Annotated in this window: 18 protein-coding genes, 1 other RNA gene and 2 pseudogenes; 6 read left to right on the plus strand and 15 right to left on the minus strand. The window is 70.4% G+C overall.

Features of this window, described 5'->3' with window-relative positions; translation table 11 throughout:
* Positions 1 to 258 precede the first annotated feature (258 nt).
* From rnpB to LRS04_RS24515, 8 genes and pseudogenes are all read right to left on the minus strand, one after another.
* Positions 259 to 642, minus strand: an RNA gene (gene rnpB, locus LRS04_RS24480) — RNase P RNA component class A.
* 45 nt (positions 643 to 687) lie between these two features.
* Positions 688 to 1,293, minus strand: coding sequence for an FMN-binding negative transcriptional regulator (locus LRS04_RS24485; protein ID WP_257818684.1), 606 nt, complete (start codon positions 1,291 to 1,293; stop codon positions 688 to 690).
* A pseudogene (locus LRS04_RS24490) lies at positions 1,293 to 2,013 on the minus strand (N-acetylmuramoyl-L-alanine amidase). Before LRS04_RS24490 ends, LRS04_RS24485 begins: the two are co-directional and overlap by 1 nt.
* Positions 2,010 to 2,903, minus strand: coding sequence for a DMT family transporter (locus LRS04_RS24495; RefSeq protein WP_257818685.1), 894 nt, complete (start codon positions 2,901 to 2,903; stop codon positions 2,010 to 2,012). Before LRS04_RS24495 ends, LRS04_RS24490 begins: the two are co-directional and overlap by 4 nt.
* 82 nt (positions 2,904 to 2,985) lie before the next feature.
* The gene (locus LRS04_RS24500) at positions 2,986 to 3,615 is read right to left on the minus strand and encodes a DUF3052 domain-containing protein (protein ID WP_257818686.1); all 630 of its coding nucleotides are present in this window, start codon (positions 3,613 to 3,615) and stop codon (positions 2,986 to 2,988) included.
* Positions 3,584 to 4,726 carry an acyl-CoA dehydrogenase family protein gene (locus tag LRS04_RS24505; RefSeq protein WP_257818688.1) on the minus strand — a complete coding sequence of 381 codons (1,143 nt, stop codon included), beginning with the start codon at positions 4,724 to 4,726 and terminating at the stop codon, positions 3,584 to 3,586. The genes LRS04_RS24500 and LRS04_RS24505 overlap by 32 nt, the downstream gene beginning before the upstream one ends.
* A 9-nt stretch (positions 4,727 to 4,735) precedes the next feature.
* Positions 4,736 to 5,149, minus strand: a complete 414-nt coding sequence (locus tag LRS04_RS24510) for an endonuclease domain-containing protein (RefSeq protein ID WP_308238226.1) — start codon at positions 5,147 to 5,149, stop codon at positions 4,736 to 4,738.
* Positions 5,150 to 5,198: 49 nt separating this feature from the next.
* On the minus strand, positions 5,199 to 6,401 hold the full coding sequence (locus LRS04_RS24515) for an acyl-CoA dehydrogenase family protein (protein ID WP_257818690.1): 1,203 nt from the start codon (positions 6,399 to 6,401) through the stop codon (positions 5,199 to 5,201).
* Positions 6,402 to 6,652: 251 nt separating this feature from the next.
* Between LRS04_RS24515 and LRS04_RS24520 the strand changes: the two genes are divergently transcribed.
* Entirely contained in the window at positions 6,653 to 7,393 is a 741-nt protein-coding gene (locus LRS04_RS24520; RefSeq protein WP_257818691.1) for an endonuclease/exonuclease/phosphatase family protein, read from the plus strand.
* On the opposite strand, the gene LRS04_RS24525 is transcribed toward LRS04_RS24520, so the two are convergent.
* Together LRS04_RS24525 and LRS04_RS24530 are read right to left on the minus strand one after the other, a co-directional pair.
* Positions 7,371 to 8,846, minus strand: coding sequence for a phospholipase D-like domain-containing protein (locus LRS04_RS24525; RefSeq protein ID WP_257818692.1), 1,476 nt, complete (start codon positions 8,844 to 8,846; stop codon positions 7,371 to 7,373). The two genes, LRS04_RS24520 and LRS04_RS24525, sit on opposite strands and share 23 nt — an antisense overlap.
* 167 nt (positions 8,847 to 9,013) lie before the next feature.
* Complete coding sequence (locus LRS04_RS24530; protein WP_257818693.1) at positions 9,014 to 9,355, minus strand: hypothetical protein; 342 nt, start codon at positions 9,353 to 9,355, stop codon at positions 9,014 to 9,016.
* Positions 9,356 to 9,546: 191 nt separating this feature from the next.
* On the opposite strand from LRS04_RS24530, the gene LRS04_RS24535 reads away from it, so the two are divergent.
* The 3 genes from LRS04_RS24535 to LRS04_RS24545 all read left to right on the plus strand — a co-directional run bounded on the left by LRS04_RS24535 (position 9,547) and on the right by LRS04_RS24545 (position 10,827).
* Positions 9,547 to 9,969, plus strand: a complete 423-nt coding sequence (locus tag LRS04_RS24535; RefSeq protein WP_257818694.1) for a PaaI family thioesterase — start codon at positions 9,547 to 9,549, stop codon at positions 9,967 to 9,969.
* Positions 9,970 to 9,997: 28 nt separating this feature from the next.
* Complete coding sequence (locus LRS04_RS24540; RefSeq protein WP_257819246.1) at positions 9,998 to 10,186, plus strand: DUF1289 domain-containing protein; 189 nt, start codon at positions 9,998 to 10,000, stop codon at positions 10,184 to 10,186.
* Between the two features lie 98 nt (positions 10,187 to 10,284).
* Positions 10,285 to 10,827, plus strand: coding sequence for a TIGR02281 family clan AA aspartic protease (locus tag LRS04_RS24545; protein ID WP_257818695.1), 543 nt, complete (start codon positions 10,285 to 10,287; stop codon positions 10,825 to 10,827).
* On the opposite strand, the gene dusA is transcribed toward LRS04_RS24545, so the two are convergent.
* From dusA to LRS04_RS24560, 3 genes are all read right to left on the minus strand, one after another.
* Positions 10,771 to 11,790: a tRNA dihydrouridine(20/20a) synthase DusA gene (gene dusA / locus LRS04_RS24550; protein ID WP_257818696.1), complete on the minus strand. Its 1,020-nt coding sequence runs from the start codon at positions 11,788 to 11,790 to the stop codon at positions 10,771 to 10,773. The genes LRS04_RS24545 and dusA overlap by 57 nt on opposite strands.
* Positions 11,791 to 11,925: 135 nt before the next feature.
* Positions 11,926 to 12,414 carry an OsmC family protein gene (locus LRS04_RS24555; protein WP_257818697.1) on the minus strand — a complete coding sequence of 163 codons (489 nt, stop codon included), beginning with the start codon at positions 12,412 to 12,414 and terminating at the stop codon, positions 11,926 to 11,928.
* A gap of 163 nt (positions 12,415 to 12,577) precedes the next feature.
* Positions 12,578 to 12,712, minus strand: coding sequence for a hypothetical protein (locus LRS04_RS24560; RefSeq protein ID WP_257818698.1), 135 nt, complete (start codon positions 12,710 to 12,712; stop codon positions 12,578 to 12,580).
* On the opposite strand from LRS04_RS24560, the gene LRS04_RS24565 reads away from it, so the two are divergent.
* On the plus strand, positions 12,711 to 13,661 hold the full coding sequence (locus LRS04_RS24565; protein WP_257818699.1) for a serine hydrolase: 951 nt from the start codon (positions 12,711 to 12,713) through the stop codon (positions 13,659 to 13,661). The genes LRS04_RS24560 and LRS04_RS24565 overlap by 2 nt on opposite strands.
* On the opposite strand, the gene LRS04_RS24570 is transcribed toward LRS04_RS24565, so the two are convergent.
* The gene (locus tag LRS04_RS24570) at positions 13,550 to 14,335 is read right to left on the minus strand and encodes an MFS transporter (RefSeq protein ID WP_257818700.1); all 786 of its coding nucleotides are present in this window, start codon (positions 14,333 to 14,335) and stop codon (positions 13,550 to 13,552) included. The two genes, LRS04_RS24565 and LRS04_RS24570, sit on opposite strands and share 112 nt — an antisense overlap.
* Positions 14,336 to 14,388: 53 nt before the next feature.
* Positions 14,389 to 14,859, minus strand: a pseudogene (locus tag LRS04_RS24575) (MFS transporter); the annotation flags it as partial.
* Positions 14,860 to 15,053: 194 nt separating this feature from the next.
* Here LRS04_RS24575 and LRS04_RS24585 point away from each other — a divergent pair.
* A complete protein-coding gene (locus LRS04_RS24585; protein WP_374576976.1) occupies positions 15,054 to 16,715 on the plus strand; it encodes a sigma-70 family RNA polymerase sigma factor in 1,662 nt (553 codons plus the stop codon).
* Positions 16,716 to 16,717: the final 2 nt, after the last annotated feature.

Consider the following 16,717-nt stretch of genomic DNA (forward strand, 5'->3'; position numbering starts at 1 on the left):
GACCGCCGCCCGGCCGCCCCGTCACCGCTCCCCGGTGTCGCCCGGCGCCCCGAAACGGGGTCGGGCGACAGGGTGAGCGGATGATGATTGGGTTAACACGGGATCAACTGGGATACAATGACTCCAGAAGACTCAATCACGCAAAAACAATGCCCTCGGCAGGCAGTAGAATGGGGCGATAAGACTTATCCACCGAACATACAGAGAACGCTTTAACACCTGGGGCGAAACGGCGCCGTTGGGGGGCTTGAGGATGAACGGATCAGACGGCCTGTAAGCCGGGTTCTGTGCCGCCTCCCGAAGGAGACGCGGCGGCCATTCCTCTGGACCGACCCTCGCGGGCCGGTTCTCGCGACCTACCCGGACCTGCTCGGACCAACGACGGTCCTGCCCGGATTGCTCCCGGCGCGCGGTCCCTATTCGGTCTTGCTCCTGGCGGGGCTTGCCATGCGGCGACTGTTACCAGCCTCCCGGTGGGCTCTTACCCCACCCTTTCACCCTTCCCGTCCCCGAGGGGGCGGAGGTTTGCTTTCTGTGGCGCTATCCCTGGGGTCGCCCCCGGCGGGCGTTACCCGCCGCCATGTCGTCGTGGAGCCCGGACTTTCCTCGACCCCGAAGGGCCGCGACCGCCCGGCCGTCTGATCCGCGCGGAAAGTGGTCGTTTGGCCCCGCGGGGTCAAGCCGGTGTCATTCCGGCCCATTTTCCATCAGCCGCGCGACCGGATGGTCGCCGAGCGCGGCGATGACGCCCAGCCGGTCGGCCTCGGCCTTGTTCTGGGAGAGCTTGGAGATCCCTTCCAGCCGCTCCACGGTCAGCCGGGCGCCGACGATCCCGCGGACCATCTTCTCGAACACGCCGGGGCTCATCTTGGCCCGGGTCCAGGGCCGCTTGGGCAGCAGGCGGGCCTCCTCCTGGGCCGACAGGGCGTCGACCTGGGCGATCAGGCCCGCCTCGTCGAGGATCGCCACCGGCCCCTCGGCCTCCACGGAGACGTAGTTCCAGGTCGGCACCTGGTCGGGGCTCTCGTACCAGTCGGGGCTGACGTAGGCCTCGGGGCCGAGGCTGACGGCGACGGCCCGGAAGCCCGTGGCGAGGAACGGGCTCAGCGCATTGCCGCGCGACAGGTGAAAGTCGACGGCGAGGCCGCCGTCGAGCCGCCGGACCACCGCAGGCGCGTGGGCCACGCGCGGCCGGCCGTCCGGGGCGGCGCAGATGGTCACGAACGGCTGCGCGCCAAGCTGGGCGACCAGCCGCCCGGCGTCCTCCACATGGAAGAGCCTGGCCGGATGCATCAGGCGCCGAGCCGGAGGAGCGCGATCAGCCGCGCGCGGGTCTCGCCGTCGGCGATGCCGTCGACCGTCTCCGGCCGCCAGTGGCGCTGGAAGGCGCGCACGACCGTCGCCGTCTGGGCGTCGTACTGGCCGGACGGCGGGCAGGCATAGCCGAGCCGGGTGAGGCCGGCCTGGAAGGCGAAGACCCCGGCGCCCGTTTCCCCCCTCCCCGATCGGCGCGCCGGGCGCCGCGGGCGCCTCGGCCCACAGGCCGTGGCCGGCTTCGGCGAGGCGCTTCCAGGGGAACAGCTCGCCGGGATCGTCCTTGCGGTCGGGCGCCACGTCGGAATGGCCGACGATGCGGCCGTCGTCGATGGTCCAGCGCGTGCGGATGTCGGCCACGAGCGCGATCACCGAGGCGATCTGCGCCTCCGGGAACGGCCGGTAGCCCCACTCGTGGCCGGGGTTGACGATCTCGATGCCGATGGAGGTCCCGTTCAGCGCCCGCTGGCCCTTCCAGAAGGAGACGCCGGCATGCCAGGCGCGGCGTTCCTCGGGCACCAGCCGGAAGACCCGGCCGTCCTCCTCGACGACGTAGTGCGAGGAGACCTTGGACTCCGGGTTGCGCAGCCAGTCGATCGCCTCCTGACCGGTCGGCATGCCGGTGTAGTGCAGGATCAGCGTGTCCGGCGGCGCGGTCCGGGCGTCCCAGTTCGGCGACGGGGCTTCGATGACGTTCATTGGGCGCGGTTCCGTATGGCGAGCAGCATGGGCCAGACCTGGTTGCCGCGCAGCGCGATGATCAGGACGCCCACCAGGGCGACGGCGCTGCCGATGGCCATCCGCGGCCCGAACGGGTCGTTCATGACCGCCACCCCGAGCGCGATGGTGGCGAGCGGGGTCATCAGCGTCAACGCCGAGACGAGGTTGGCCTCGTGCCGCTGGACGAGGACGTAGAACAGGGAGTGGGCGAACAGCGAGACGATCAGCGCCGAGAACAGGAGCGCGCCCAGGAACGGCCAGCCGGCGGCGATGACCTTCTCGACCTGCCCGGGCTCGAAGACCGCCGAGAGCAGGGTCAGCGGCAGGAGCGAGGTGAAGCCGACCCAGGCCTGGTACTGCAGGGGCTTCACGCCCTCGAGCTGTTTCATCAGCACCGAGCCCAGCGACCCGCCGAAGGCGGCGGCGGCGACCAGCAGCAGGCCGGTGGAGATCGCGAAGCCGTGCGGATCCCACATCACCGTCATGGCGCCGGCGAAGGTCAGCGCGATGCCCAGACCGCGGCGCCAGCGGATGCGCTCGCCCAGCAGGAGCACGGAGAGCAGGATGCTCATGGGGATGCCGAGCTGCAGCACCACCGCCGCCGACGACGGCGTGGCGGTCTTCAGGCCGACGAACAGCAGGGCGAAGTTCGCGCCGCCCATCAGGAGGCCCACGACCACGATCCGCCAGAGCGGCCTGGGAGCCGGGAACAGCCAGGGGAAGACGCAGAGCAGCACGACGGCGAACCTGAGGCCGGCATAGGCCAGCGGCGGCACGTTCAGCCCGCTGACCACATATTTCGACAGCACGTTGTTGGCGGCCCAGATCAGGCACACCATCACCATCAGGCCGAGATCGCGGGGAGACATCGCCTCTCCGGTTAGGGTGCTGCGGGCCGACGGGCAACCTCGGCCGCGTGCAGGGCCGGTGGAGCCTCGATGCAGCCCATCGTCACGCCTTGCGGCGGACGAAGCGCAGGGCGGTGAGCGTGTCGGAGAAGCCGACGACCTTGTTGTCCACCAGGCCGGCGGCCTTGGCGGCGGCCATGACCTCGACGTCCTTGACAGTGGCGGCCTTGCCCTTGCGCGAGAGGACCCAGAGGGCGCCCATGTCCGAAAGCGTCGGGACGAGGTCGCCGATGCGGGCGAGCGCCTCGGCGCTGTCGGCGGCGTAGAAGAGGAGGTCGAGCCCGGCGAGCTCGGTCACCGGCTGGGCGCCGGCCTCGGCCAGCTCGCGGGTGAGGTCGATGTCCGCCACGCCGATCACGGCGGCGCGCATGCCGGGCTTCGCCCCGATCTTCGCCATCCGGGTCCTTGGATTGAGGATGGAGTCGGCCCAGGCGGCGGCCCGCTTCTCGCCCAGCGCGAAGCGTGAGCCGTCGGCCAGCACGAGGTCGTCGCCCTCGGCGCGGACGCCCTGCAGCGCCTCGCCCTCGAAGACACGGCGTTGCGCGCCCCGGAAAACGAGACGGGGCGGCTCCAGCTGGAGCCGCCCCTCATCTTCGCCGTCGGCGAAGGTCGCCTTGACCTGCGCCTCCTGCCCATGGCCCCTAAGCCGCCTGGCCGAGGCTGAGGAACTCATAGCGGCCGAGGTGGTGATCGGTGTTTCCGAAGGCGCTCTCGATCAGGGTGGCGCGCTTGAAGTAGTGGCCGATGGCCATCTCGTCGGTCATGCCCATGCCGCCGTGCAGCTGGATGGCGTTCTGGCCGATGAACTTGGCGGCCTTGCCGATCTGCACCTTGGCGGCGGAGACCGCCTTGGAGCGCTCGGCGTCGTCGCTGAGCTTGATGGTGGCCATGTAGGTCATCGAGATCGACTGCTCGAGCTGGATGAACATGTCGACCATCCGGTGCTGCAGCACCTGGAACGAGCTGATCGGGGCGCCGAACTGCTTGCGCTGCTTGGTGTAGTCGAGCGTGCCCTCGTGGAGCTTGCGGAACACGCCGATGGCCTCGCCGCAGGTCGCCGCGATCGCCTCGTCGACGACCTTCTCGATGAGCGGCAGGCCGTTGTCGGCCGGGCCCAGCAGGGCGTCGGCGCCGACGCTGACGTTCTCGAAGGTGACTTCCGAAGCCCGGTTGCCGTCGACGGTCGGGTAGTCGCGGGTGGACACGCCCTGGGCGTCCTTCGGCACGACGAACACCGAGATCCCCTGGGCGTCGCGCTGGCCGCCCGAGGTGCGGGCGGTGACGATCAGGTGGCTGGCGAAGGGCGCGCCGACGACGACCGCCTTCATGCCGTTGATCACCCAGCCGGCGCCGTCCTTCTTCGCCGTCGTGGTCAGGTCGGCGAGGTTGTAGCGGCCCTTGGGCTCGGCATAGGCGAAGGCGAAGGTGGCCGTGCCGGCGATGATCTCGCCGATCAGGTCGGCGGCGCCCGCGTGGCCGGAGTGCTTCAGGAAGCCGCCGCCGATCACCACGGTGGGCAGGTAGGGCTCGACGACCAGCGCCTTACCGAACTCCTCCATGACGATCATGTTCTCGATCGGGCCGCCGCCCAGGCCGCCGAGCTCCTCGGAGAACGGCGCGCCCAGGATGCCGAGCTCCTCGGCGAAGGCCTTCCAGACCTCCGGACGCCAGCCCGGCTCCTTCGAGATCGCCGCGCGGCGCTTGTCGAAGTCGTAGGTGTCGGCCAGGTAGCTCGCGACCGTGTCGCGCAGCATCGACTGTTCTTCGGTGAAGCTGAAATCCATCGGAAGGACCTACTCTCGTCGTCCCCCTCCCCCTTGCGGGGAGGGGTTAGGGGTGGGGGTGTCGGCGCTGAGCCGGGCGAAGATCATCTGCAGCACGTCGTCCACCGGCTGGTCGTTGCGGAACCGCATAACGCGGTAGCCGCGGCCTGTCAGCCAGGTGTCGCGGGCGGCGTCGCGACTTGCGACCTCGGGCAGGTCATGGACGCCCCCGTCCAGTTCGACGATCAGTCGATGCTGGTGGCAGACGAAATCCACGACGTAGGGCCCGAAAGGCGCTTGCCGCCGGAAATGCAGGTCGGTCGTGCGGAGAGCTTTCCAGAGCTGTTTCTCGGAGTACGTGGGCTCGCGCCGCATCCGACGCGCAGCAGACGCTGCGCGGTCGAACTTGTGGATCGCTCCAGGCGTTCGCTCAGGCACCCCCACCCCCAGCCCCTCCCCGCAAGGGGGAGGGAGCTCTCCGTTGCGGCCGAAATCAGAGCCCCAGCACCATCTTGGCGATGATGTTGCGCTGGATCTCGTTGGAGCCGCCGTAGATCGAGGTCTTGCGGCCGTTGAAGTACTCGCCGGCCAGGCCGCGGGCGTAGTCCGGGCCCGCCTGGAAGTTGTCGCCGAGGTCGCGCAGGAACGGCGCGCCGTAGTGGCCGACGGCCTCGAGGGCGAGCTCCTGCAGGCGCTGCTGGATCTCGGTGCCCTTGATCTTGAGGATCGAGCTCTCCGGACCCGGGCCCTTGCCGCTGCTCTCGCCGGCGAGCGTGCGGAGCTCGGTGAACTCCAGCGCCGAGAGGTCGATCTCCAGCTCGGCCACCTTGCGGCGGAAGAAGGCGTCGCCCAGCAGCGAGCCGCCCGCGTCCGAGCGCTCGGTCTTGGCGATGGTCCTGAGCTTCTCGAGGTTGCGCTTGGAGCGCGCCACGCCGGCGATGCCGGAGCGTTCGTGGGCCAGCAGCGCCTTGGCGCAGGTCCAGCCCTGGTTCTCGTGGAAGATGCGGTTCTCGACCGGCACCTTCACATTGTCGAGGAAGACGTCGTTGACCTCGTGGCCGCCCTCCAGGGTGATGATCGGGCGCACGGTGATGCCGGGCGTCTTCATGTCGATCAGCAGGAAGGAGATGCCCGACTGCGGCTTGGCGTCCGGGTCGGTGCGGACCAGGAAGAAGCCCCAGTCGGCGTGCTGGCCGAGCGTCGTCCAGGTCTTCTGGCCGTTGACGATGTAATATTCCTTGCCGTCGTCGGCGGTGATCCGCTCGGCGCGGGTCTTCAGGCTGGCCAGGTCGGAGCCGGCGCCCGGCTCGGAGTAGCCCTGGCACCACCAGACGTCGCCGTTGTAAATGCCCGGCAGGAAGCGCTGCTTCTGCTCCTCGGTGCCGAAGGTGTAGACCACCGGGGCCAGCATGCTGACGCCGAACGGCAGGACCGGCAGGGCGTCGGCGTTGGCGAGCTCCTCGGACCAGATGTACTTCTGGGTGGGCGTCCAGCCCGTGCCGCCGTGCTCCACCGGCCAGGACGGGGCGACCCAGCCCTTCTTCGCCAGGATCCGGTGCCACAGGAGGTACTCCTCCTTGGTCAGCGCCCGGTGCTCGTCCTGCGCGGCGCGCAGCTCGGCCGGATAGTTGTCGCGGATGAAGGCCCGGACCTCGTCGCGGAAGGCGTTCTCTTCAGGCGTGAAGTCGAGGTTCATGGGCGTCTCCCGTCGCTTGTCTTTACAGCGTATGGCGCTAGGCCGCGGACCATACGCTTGAGCCGCCGAAATGGGAAGATGACGCTTACGTCAACGTCATTTCTATCCTCGGAGGTCAGCGGAGCGGGGCGCCGCCGAGAGGGCGTCTCGTGCGTTTCAGGCAGTCAGACGGCGGCGGCGGTTCCCGGGCGGGACGCCGGCGTTCGCCCAGCTTGCGCTCGTCCCGGAACAGGCCCACACATCCGCGCCCCATGCCCCGGATCGTCACCTACAATGTCCACCGCTGCGTCGGGAACGACCGCCGCCTGGACGTTCCGCGCATCGCCGACGTGCTCGCGACCCTGGAGCCGGATATCGTCGCCCTGCAGGAACTGGACGTCGGGCGCGCGCGCACCAACAACGTCGACCAGGCCCACGAGATCGCCGACCGGCTGCGGATGGCGAGCCATTTCCACCCGGCGCTGAAGGTCGAGGAGGAGCTCTACGGCGACGCGATCCTCACGGCCTATCCCGAGACCCTGATCCAGACCGGCCCCCTGCCGGGCCATCCCCGGCTGCCCCAGCTCGAGCCGCGGGGCGCGCTGTGGGTGGAGGTGGAGATCGAGGACCGGCCGGTCCAGATCATCAACACCCACCTGGGCCTGGTGCCGAAGGAGCAGCAGATCCAGGCGGCCTTCCTCGCCGGCCATGGCTGGCTGGAGCATCCGCGCTGCAAGGGCCCGCGCATCCTGCTGGGCGACTTCAACGCGACCGCCACCTCGGTGGTCTACCGCACGCTGTCCGCCCGCCTGGAGCCCGCGCGCCGGCTGGCGCCGAAGAAGACGCCGACGGCGACCTTCCCCTCCCCGCTGCCGGTGCTGCGCATCGACCACATCTTCGTCAGCCGCGAGATCGAGGTGCGGGACGTCTTCGTGCCCTTCGATCCGGCGTGGCGGGTGGCGTCCGACCACCTGCCGCTGGTGATGGACTTCAGCGTTCGCCCGGAGGCGTGAGCGAACGGTCGTCGGCGACCTGCCGCGCCTCGCGCATCAGCCGTTCGCGACGCCGGGCGAGCCGCCAGGAGTCGGCCGTGTCGACCGGGTCGCCGATGTGGTAGGCGGCGATGAACTCGCCCACCCCGGTCATCATCGGCGGCTCGATGGGCGCGAGCCGGCCCTCGCGGTTCAGGGCGTCGATGGCGGGGCAAAGGCCGCCGAACTCCGCCCGCGCCTTGGCGACCGCGTCGCCCGTCACGCCCATGAAGTGCCCGACCAGGCGGTCGCGGAAGGCGGAGATGGTCAGCCGGTGGGCCTCGTCGTGGCATTCCACCGCCAGCTCGCACTCGGTGTCGAAGCCGCCGGACCGATTGTTGAGGTTCGCCGAGCCGACCCGGGCCAGCCGGTCGTCGAAGACGCTGACCTTGGAGTGGACGATGATCACCTCGCCCCCTTGCGTCCGCGGATAGAAGGCCTTGAAGCGGCCGAAGACATCGGCGGCGCGCAGGCGCCAGATCATCGTCCCGCGCGTCCGGTCCATGGTCAGCCGGTCGAACCAGCTCGGGGCCACGCCGGTCGATATCATCACCACCTCCGGGCCATTGGGCTCGGCCAGCCTGGCGGCCAGGGCCTCGCAGACCAGCGGCGAGGTGAAATACTGGTTCTCCAGATAGATGGTGTCGGTCGCCTCGGCGATCCCCGCCAGGGTCAGCTTCTGGATCTCGTTGACCAGCGGATAGGACTTCCAGTCCGGCTCGGTGCGGGCGATGCCGACCTCGACCTCGCGTAGGTGCGGCGGCACATGGTCGGGCCAGGGATCGCCGCCGGCGTCCGGCGGCGGCGCCACCGTCTCGCCGGTCGCCCGCCGCCAGCGCTCGCGGGCGAGGTCGCCGAGCGCCGCCGCCGCCGGGCCGTCGACCATCATCATCACCTCGTGCCGGGGGGCGTGGCACTCCTGCTTGGGCATGATCCGGCGCGGGTCGTCGTCGCGGTGACCCGCCGTGTCCCAGCGGTCGACGGCGATGTCGCCGCCGCCGCAGAAGGCCAGACGGTCGTCGATCACCAGCACCTTCTGGTGGTGGCAGGCGCCGAACGGGACGTGGTCGTCGAGCACGAACTTGACCGGCGTGTCCTTGAAGAATTTGCGCGCCTTGTGCGGAAAGAACTCCTGGGTGGCGCTGATCGGCAGGGCCGACTTCCAGATCAGCAGGCGCACGTCGAGGTCGGGCCGGGCGCAGGCCAGGTCGACCAGGATGCGGCCGACCTCGTCCGGGTCGTCCGGTCCATCGTAGCCGTCGGGGAACAGGCGCGTCCGGGGGTCGAAGCCCCAGCCCAGCAGCAGGATCGAGCGGCGGGCCTTGTGGAAGGCGTCGAAGACGGCGGTGAAATAGGCCTCGGTGTCGATGAGGAACGCGGCGCGGTCAGCCCGCGCGGTCCGCCAGACGGTATCACCAGATCTCAAGGCCGACATCATGCTCCCCGGTCGCCCCAACGGCGCTCGAAGCGCTCAAAAGCTTGGCCGCCAAGATGGGTTCCGTGCAAGCGAAAGCGCCAGGGCGGATTCGCAAAAAAAAAAAGGCGCGCCGCCCCGGGGGAAGCGGCGCGCCGGAACCTGGAGTTGGGGCCAGGCTCGGAGGGTCAGCGGACGGCGACGGCCTTGTCGGGCCCCATGTAGGCCATGCAGGCCCCGGTCAGTTCGGCGTTCAGGCGGTCCTTGCGGTCGGGGCTCTTGGCCTCCCGGCGCGCCTTGTCGAATTCGCTTTCGCCACGTTCGAGCACGAAGCTCTGGCGGCCCTTCTTCTGCGCCTTGAGATAGGTGTCGAGGCCAGCCGTATCGACCGAACCGAGCGTCTCGGCGAGGCCCTTGCAGCGGTTGGCCTTCATGTAGTCGAGGTCCGACGCGCGTTCAGCGGCGCCCGCCTGGCCGGCGGCGACAAGACCCAGAGCTGCGATGGCGATGGCGGCGACTTTCATACTCACGTCTCCCTCAGAAACTTCCTGAACGGAAACTGCGCCGCAGCCTGCGTTACTTCAAATGAATTACCGGCAATGTTCAGTAGACTCGGATTAAACTTCTGCAATGATACACCGTTGTTACTTGTGACTATAAATTGTTTGTAATGTTCGATCTGGCCGGGCATGAAGGCGGCATGGCGCGATTTGAGCCCTGCATGACCGCCGACGAGGTGAATGCGCTGATGTCGCGCGCCTTCCCCGGGACGGATTCCGAGACCCAATGGCGGGTGACGACGGTGGCGCCGGGCCGATGCACGACGGTCCGCCCCTATGCCGACGTCATGCTGCGGCCCGGCGGGCTGGTCTCCGGCCCAAACCTGATGGCGATGGCCGACACCGCCGCCTATGCGCTGATCCTCGCCCACATCGGCGAGCAGCTGATGGCCGTGACCTCGCAACTGACCATCAACTTCCTGCGCGGCGCGAAGCCCGGCGACATCCACGCTGAGGCCGAGCTTCTGCACCTCGGCCGCCGCAGCGCGGTCTGCGACGTACGGCTGTGGACCGAGAGCCCCGACCGACTGGCCGCCCAGGCCAGCGTCGCCTACGCCCTGCCGCTCCCCGAGGCGCGGACATGAGCGCGCCGCCGGGCGGCCCCCGAAGGCCATCAGGACCCCCTGCATCAAGGTGTGCGTCGTCGACGGCGAGAGCGGCCTTTGCATGGGCTGCTACCGCCAGCTCAACGAGGTGGCGGGGTGGGCCAGGCTGTCGGACGCCGAGCGGGACGCGATCATGGCCGAGCTGCCCGAGCGGAAGCGCCGCATTCGGCCCGAGAAGCTGGCGATGTTCCGATAGCGCGGCCTTTCCGCCCGCTAACCGCCGTCGTTCATCCCTTAACAACGGATCGGGCCTAGGCTTCGCCCTTCAAAGCGGCGGAGCGGAACCCGAAACGGATGAGCGAGCGGGCGTCCAGTCTCGTGCGATATGCCCTCGTGGCGTTCGTCGCCTCGGCCTCGGCCTTCGCGTCGGCCGGCGCCGTCGTGGCCTTCGCCCCGAAGCCCCCGCAGCTGCGCGCCGCCCGCGCCGAAGCCGCCATGGTCATGCCCCTGGCCGCCGACCCCGCGGCCGGCGAGCGCGCCGAGATCCCCAAGGCCGCCGACGGCCACTACTGGGCCCAGGCCGAGGTGAACGGCCAGGCCGTGCGCTTCCTGGTCGACACCGGCGCGACCGCCGTGGCGCTGACCCCCAACGACGCCCAGCGCCTGGGCATCCGCATCGAGCAACTGAAGTTCGACTACACGGTCGGCACCGCCGCCGGCCGCACCCGCGCCGCGCCGGTGAGGCTCGCCTCCGTCTCGGTGGACGGCGCGCGGATCGAGAACGTCGACGCCCTGGTCATCGAGGAAGGGCTGGACAGCTCGCTCCTCGGGATGACCTACCTAGGCCGCCTCTCCAGCTTCCAGGCCACGCGCCAGGCGCTGTTCCTGCAGCCCTGAGATCTCGGCCAGGGCGCGCTCGATCACCTCGACGCCGGCCCCCGCCTTCACGCCTTCGACCGTCAGGATCCGCCGCCAGGCGCGCGCGCCCGGCATGCCGTGGAACAGGCCCAGCATGTGGCGCGTCATGGCCGCCAGATGGACGCCGGCCGAAAGCTGCCGCTCGACGTAGGGGATGTAGCGCCGGACGGCCTCGAAGCCATCGACATCCTGGCCGTCTCCAAAGATCCGGCGGTCGGCTTCCCCCAGCAGTCCGGGCGTATGGTAGGCGGCGCGGCCCAGCATGACGCCGTCCACGTGGCGCAGGTGGTCCTCGGCCTCGTCCAGCGACGCGACCCCGCCGTTGATCACGATGGTCAGCTCCGGCCGCTCGGCCTTCAGCCGCCAGACCAGCGGATAGTCGAGCGGCGGGATGTCCCGGTTCTCCTTGGGCGACAGGCCCTTCAGCCAGGCCTTGCGGGCATGGACCACGAAGTGGCTGACGCCGGCCCGGGCGCAGAGGTCGACGAGGCCGAACAGGCTCTCCTCGGGGTTCTGGTCGTCGACGCCGATCCGGCACTTCACGGTGGCCGGGACCCTCACCGCCTCGGCGATGGCGGCCATGCACTCGGCGACCAGCTCCGGCTCGCGCATCAGGCAGGCGCCGAACCGGCCCGACTGCACCCGGTCCGACGGGCAGCCGACGTTGAGGTTGATCTCGTCGTAGCCCCAGGCCTCGCCGATCCGCGCGGCCTCGGCGAGGTCCGCCGGCTCCGAGCCGCCGAGCTGCAGCGCCACCGGATGCTCCACGGGATCGAACCCCAGCAGCTTCTCCCGGTCGCCGTTCAGCACCGCCCCGGTGGTCACCATCTCCGTATAGAGCAGCGCGCGGCCGCTCAGCGTCCGGTGCAGGACCCGGCAATGCCGGTCCGTCCAGTCCATCATCGGGGCGACGGAAAGTGTGTGGGGCGGAAGGCGCTGCACTAGCCGGTCATTCTGGGTGTCGGAGCCGTCGATGGGCGCACCGCCGTCGGTGCAGGCGGCGGTATATAGGGGGACGTCCCCGCGGAAAGAAGACCGTCCCGCTCCCATGGGAGGCGCGGCGCCGCGCCTCGGGGGTCAGACCGTGCAGACGTCCGCCATGTCCCGCACATGGTCGTCATCCGCGGGCCTGGGGCCATGGATGTGAGGCGTCTCCGCCAGGACCGTGACGATCTCGGCCCCCCGCTCCAGTGTCTGGTGCACCGGGCAGCGGTTGGCGATCTCCAGGAGGCGGCTCCGCTGGTCGTCGGTGAGCGCCCCCTTCAGCACGATCTCGCGGGCGAAGTGATCCCGGGCCTGCGGACCCGGCCGGCGATGGAGCAGGCGCACGGTCACGTCCTCCAGCGGCCAACCCTTACGGCCGGCGTACATCCGGACGGTCATCGCCGTGCAGGCGCCGAGCGCCGACGCCAGCAGCTCGTAGGGCGTCGGGCCGGATCCAAGGCCTCCGACCGCCTCCGGCTCGTCGGCCAGGAAGCACGCTTCGCCCGTCCGGACTTCCACCTGGAACTGTCCGCGCCGGGTCTCCTGGACCTCGACGACGCCGGGCTCGATCCGCGGTGACATAGGGTGCTCCTCTCGCTCTTCTTCGGCGCTGCCGCGCAGGCCAGGATATCGAACCGGCAAGGCCGACGCGCGCGGCTCATGCGTTCGAGGGTCCCGCCGACGGCGCTTTTCGCGGATGCGGGCCTTCAACGGAGGAATCCGGTCCCCAAGTTGCATCCATGCTTCAACGGTCCATCGTCCTTGCGCTGACGCTTGCGGTCGCCGGGGCGAGCGGATGCTCGGCGGAAAGCGTCTCGTCCTCGCGCACCGAGGCCTCGTCGCCGGCGGCGCCGACACGCGGCCTGGAGGCGAGCCGCATGCAGCAGGTCGTCCGCGACGCCGCGCAGCTTCCCCGCCTCCGTTCGCTCGTGGTGCTGCGGGACGGCGAGACCCTGGCCGAGCACCGGTTCAACGGCGGCCCGCCGCTGGACCGGCCGGTGAACGTCAAGTCGGCCTCGAAATCCGTGCTCTCGGCGCTGGTGGGGATCGCCATCTCGAAAGAGGTCCTGACAGGCGCCGAACAGCCGGTGCTCTCGGTGCTCGGGCGCGATGCGCCGGCCAATCCCGATCCCCGACTCCAGCGCCTCACGGTCGGGCATCTGCTGTCCATGCAGGCGGGTCTCGACCGCACGTCGGGCGCGAACTACGGCCGCTGGGTCTCCAGCCCCAACTGGGTGCGCTATGCGCTGGGCCGCCCCTTCGTCGACGAGCCCGGCGGCCGGATGCTCTATTCGACCGGCAGCTCCCACCTCGTCTCGGCCATGCTCACCCGGGCGTCGGGCCGCAGCACCCTGGCGCTGGCGCAGGACTGGCTGGGGGAGCCGCTGGGCGTCCAGATCCCGGCCTGGCCCCGCGATCCGCAAGGGATCTACTTCGGCGGCAACGACATGCTGCTCTCCCCGCGCGCGCTGGCGCGCTTCGGCGAGCTCTACCGGAACGGCGGGCGCGTCGGGGACCGCCAGGTCGTGCCGGAGGCGTGGATCGCGGAGAGCTGGCGGCCGCGCACGGTCTCGCCGTGGAGCGGCAATTCCTATGGCTATGGCTGGTTCCTGAGCGAGGCCGGCGGCCACGACGTGCGCTTCGCCTGGGGCTATGGCGGCCAGATGCTCTACATCGTGCCGGACCTCCGGCTGACCGTGGTGATGACCTCGGACCCCTACGCGCCGCGGGAAGGCGACCACATCGGCGCCCTGCACCGCCTGCTGGCCGACGGGATCGTGCCCGCCGCGGAAGCGGGCGCCGGCCCTAGCCCCGGGCCCTCAGCCTGATCTGCCGCCCCGCGCGCCAGGCGAGCCAGGCGGCGGGCAGCATGCCGAGCGCCGAGAAGACGATCGGCGCCCAGGACGTCGTGCTGGAGAACAGCACGCCGGCGATCACCGGCCCCGCCACCCGCGCCGCCGACCCCGCGGCGTTGTTGGCGCCGAGGATCGCGCCCTGGCGGCCCGGGGGTGGCGGCCTGCGAGATCAGGGTGCTGGTCGCCGGCTGGGTCATGGTGTGGCCGGTGACCGCGAGCGTCATGGCCACGACGCAGAGCCACACCCAGGGCGAGGCCGCCTGGACCAGGAGGAAGACGCTGGTCACCAGCAGGCCGGCGACGATGGTGGACACGCTGCCGATGCGGCGCACGAGGGCGGCGGACAGGAAGCTCTGGCTGAGCGCGGCGGCCACGCCGGTCACGCCCATCACCAGGCCGATCTCCTTCGGGCCCCAGCCGAAGCGGGCCTCGCCCCAGAGGCCGAAGATCGCCCACATGGCCGAGAACGAGGCGAAGCCCATGAAGGTCATGCCGATCAGCCGCCGCAGGACGGCGTCGGACCAGGCTTCGTGCAGGGAGGCGAGCGGCCCCGGCCGGCGGCCGAACTGGGCCGTTTCGTGCCGCACGCTCTCGCGCACGAAGGCGACGACGCCGACGGTCGCCGCCAGGCAGAGCCCCGCCGCCACCAGCAGCGGCGGATGGAAGCCGGCGGCCCGAGCTCGGGCCGGGCCAGCACCCCGCCCAGCCAGGGGCCGACGACGAAACCCACCCCGAAGGCGCCGCCCACAAGCCCCAGTCGGCCGGGCAGCCGTTCGGGCGGGGTCACGTCGACGATGTAGCCCTGGATCGTGGAGATGTTGCCGCTGAAGAAGCCCGCCAGGCCGCGCACCAGGATGGCGATCCAGATGGTCGGCGAGTAGGCCAGGGCCACATAGCCGGCGGCCGAAGCCAGGATGGTGATCAGGAGCACCGGCCGCCGCCCGATCCGGTCCGAGAGCCGGCCCCAGGTGAGCTCGCCCAGGAACTGGCCCGCGGAGAAGCTCGCGAACATCAGCGTCACCTGCCAGGGCGAGGCGTCGAACACGCTGGCGTAGAAGGGCAGCAGCGGAATCACCACGCCGAAGCCGATCAGGCTGACGAACACGATGAGCAGCAGCACGGGCACGGCGAGGTTGCTGTCCGGCGGCGCGGGAGGTCGGCGGGGAGCCATGCACCGCGCTTAACCCCGCCGTGCCCGGATGACCACCCGCGGCGGACCGATCGGCCTCTGAGCCCGGCGCGGCGGCAAGGCGCTGGAGGCTGCAGGCCGCGCCGGCGCAGGACCGGCCCCGGGCATTTTTCTGCCCCGAGCTGTCGGGGCGGGGCATACTTGGGCGTCCTACGCTCGAACGAGGCCCGACCGCCATGCTCTACGCCATCCTCTGCTACGACGACGAAGCCAGCGTCTCCTCCTGGACGAAGGAGGAGGACGACGCCTGCATGGCCAGGCTTGCCGTCGTGCAGACCAAACTGGCCCGGGAAGGCAAGCTCGGGCCGGTCGCCCGCCTGCTGCCGACCACCGCGGCCACCACCCTGCGCAAGGGCCGCGACGACCTCGTGCTCGACGGGCCGTTCGCGGAGACCAAGGAACAGCTCCTCGGCTTCTACATCGTCGACGTGGCCGGCCTCGACGAGGCCCTCGGCATCGCCCGCGACCTGGCCAAGGCGAACCCCGTCGACCGGCTGCTACGAGATCCGGCCCGTCGGCGTCTTCTCTCCCGTCACCGCCGAGACCGTCGCGGCCGAGGCCACGGAGACCGCATGACCGACCTGGCCTGGATCGACGCCGCCATCACGGCCGCCCGTCCCCAGGCCGTGGGCGCCCTGCTGCGCTACTTCCGCGATCTGGAGACCGCCGAGGAGGCGTTCCAGGACGCCTGCCTGAGGGCCCTGAAGAACTGGCCGAAAAACGGGCCGCCGCGCGACCCGGCCGCCTGGCTGATCCTGGTCGGGCGCAACGCCGCCCTTGACGGGGTGCGCAAGCGTGCGCGGCTCGAGGCGCTGCCCGACGAGGAACGGCTGTCCGACCTCGACGACGTCGAGACGCCGATGGCCGAGCGGCTGGACGGCGCGGACTACCGGGACGACGTCCTCAGGCTGCTGTTCATCTGCTGCCATCCGGACCTGCCGGCCACCCAGCAGATCGCGCTGGCGTTGCGGATCGTCTCGGGTCTCAGCGTGAAGCAGATCGCCCGCGCCTTCCTGGTCTCGGAGGCGGCCATGGAGCAGCGGATCACGCGGGCCAAGCGGATCGTGGCCGGCGGCGACGCGCCCTTCGAGACGCCGGGCCCGGCCGAACGCTCCGAACGGCTCGGGGCCGTCGCCGCCATGGTCTATCTGGTGTTCAACGAGGGCTATTCGGCGGGCGACAACGCCGAGCGGGCCCAGCTCTGCGACGAGGCGATCCGGCTGGGCCGCCTGCTGCTCCGGATGTTCCAGGCCGAGCCCGAGATCATGGGCCTGACAGCGCTGATGCTGCTGCAGCACTCGCGCACGCCCGCCCGCCTCGACGCCGAGGGCGAGATCGTCCTCCTGGAGGACCAGGACCGGTCGCAGTGGAACGGCCAGCTGATCGCCGAGGGCCTGGCCCTGATCGACAAGGCCATGCGCCATTCGAGGCCCGGCCCCTACCAGGCCCAGGCGGCGATCGCCGCGCTGCACGCCCGCGCCGAGCGGTTCGACGACACCGACTGGGCGCAGATCGACCTGCTCTACGCCGCCCTGGAGCGCATGCAGCCCTCGCCGGTCGTCACCCTGAACCGCGCCGTGGCGGTGATGAAGGTCAAGGGCCCCGAGGCGGCGCTGGAGATGATCGAGCCGCTCGCCGGTCGGCTCTCGGGCTACTTCCACTTCTTCGGCGTGAAGGGCGCGCTGCTCCTGCAGCTCGGCCGCGAGCAGGAGGCCAAGGCGGCCTTCGACCAGGCCATCGCGCTCGCCAACACCGCCGCCGAGGCCGCCCATATCCGCAAGCACCTCGACCGCCTGATCGAGGAAAGCCGGGCCGGCGCGACACGCGCAGCCGGCTGATA

Origin of the sequence: Phenylobacterium sp. J367 (genome assembly GCF_024699985.1) — a bacterium.
Classification (GTDB): domain Bacteria; phylum Pseudomonadota; class Alphaproteobacteria; order Caulobacterales; family Caulobacteraceae; genus Phenylobacterium.

Excerpts from the sequence above, each read along its gene's own strand:
- LRS04_RS24545 (WP_257818695.1), top strand. The coding sequence starts at position 10,285 with ATGAGCGAGCGGGCGTCCAGTCTCGTGCGATATGCCCTCGTGGCGTTC.
- LRS04_RS24535 (WP_257818694.1), top strand. The coding sequence starts at position 9,547 with ATGACCGCCGACGAGGTGAATGCGCTGATGTCGCGCGCCTTCCCCGGG.
- LRS04_RS24555 (WP_257818697.1), bottom strand. The coding sequence starts at position 12,414 with ATGTCACCGCGGATCGAGCCCGGCGTCGTCGAGGTCCAGGAGACCCGG.
- LRS04_RS24520 (WP_257818691.1), top strand. The coding sequence starts at position 6,653 with ATGCCCCGGATCGTCACCTACAATGTCCACCGCTGCGTCGGGAACGAC.
- LRS04_RS24500 (WP_257818686.1), bottom strand. The coding sequence starts at position 3,615 with ATGAGTTCCTCAGCCTCGGCCAGGCGGCTTAGGGGCCATGGGCAGGAG.
- LRS04_RS24565 (WP_257818699.1), top strand. The coding sequence starts at position 12,711 with ATGCAGCAGGTCGTCCGCGACGCCGCGCAGCTTCCCCGCCTCCGTTCG.
- LRS04_RS24505 (WP_257818688.1), bottom strand. The coding sequence starts at position 4,726 with ATGGATTTCAGCTTCACCGAAGAACAGTCGATGCTGCGCGACACGGTC.
- LRS04_RS24495 (WP_257818685.1), bottom strand. The coding sequence starts at position 2,903 with ATGTCTCCCCGCGATCTCGGCCTGATGGTGATGGTGTGCCTGATCTGG.
- LRS04_RS24560 (WP_257818698.1), bottom strand. The coding sequence starts at position 12,712 with ATGCGGCTCGCCTCCAGGCCGCGTGTCGGCGCCGCCGGCGACGAGGCC.
- LRS04_RS24585 (WP_374576976.1), top strand. The coding sequence starts at position 15,054 with ATGCTCTACGCCATCCTCTGCTACGACGACGAAGCCAGCGTCTCCTCC.
- LRS04_RS24485 (WP_257818684.1), bottom strand. The coding sequence starts at position 1,293 with ATGCATCCGGCCAGGCTCTTCCATGTGGAGGACGCCGGGCGGCTGGTC.
- LRS04_RS24525 (WP_257818692.1), bottom strand. The coding sequence starts at position 8,846 with ATGTCGGCCTTGAGATCTGGTGATACCGTCTGGCGGACCGCGCGGGCT.
- LRS04_RS24515 (WP_257818690.1), bottom strand. The coding sequence starts at position 6,401 with ATGAACCTCGACTTCACGCCTGAAGAGAACGCCTTCCGCGACGAGGTC.